1 protein-coding gene is annotated in these 429 nt (G+C 72.5%); it reads right to left on the reverse strand.

What is annotated here, in order from left to right:
• A partial coding sequence (locus tag ETC00_RS20000; RefSeq protein ID WP_171567772.1) for a nicotinate-nucleotide--dimethylbenzimidazole phosphoribosyltransferase occupies window positions 1-371 on the reverse strand: 371 nt, incomplete at its 3' end.
• Window positions 372-429 lie beyond the last annotated feature (58 nt).

A 429-nucleotide genomic window follows, 5' to 3' on the forward strand; every position in this document is an offset into this window, starting at 1 on the left:
CCGGGCAAGGCTTCCAGGGGGACGGCGGTGCCCAGGTCGACCACCTCCAGGCCGGCGCCGAGTTCGCGCGCCAGCACGCTGATCGCCGCGCCGCCGCGGACGAAGTTGCGCAGCATCTCGCCGGTGACCGCCTGCGGATAGGCCGAGACGCCCTCGGCGACTACCCCGTGGTCGCCGGCGAAGACCGTCACCCAGAGCCTCTCCAGGCTCGGTCGTTCGCGCCCCTGCAACGCCGCCAGGTCGATCGCCACCTGCTCCAGGCGGCCCAGCGAGCCGCGCGGCTTGGTCAACCGGTCCTGGCGTTCGGCCGCGCGACGGCGCATCTGCGGGTCCGCCTCGCGGCAGGTGTCGCGCCACCATTGCAGACTCATAGCGGTTCTCCTTTCAACGGCATGGGCAGGCCGGCGACGGTGAAGGTCACCCGTTCGC

This window comes from Brevibacillus sp. MCWH (genome assembly GCF_013096935.1).
Classification (GTDB): domain Bacteria; phylum Bacillota; class Bacilli; order Brevibacillales; family Brevibacillaceae; genus Brevibacillus; species Brevibacillus aydinogluensis.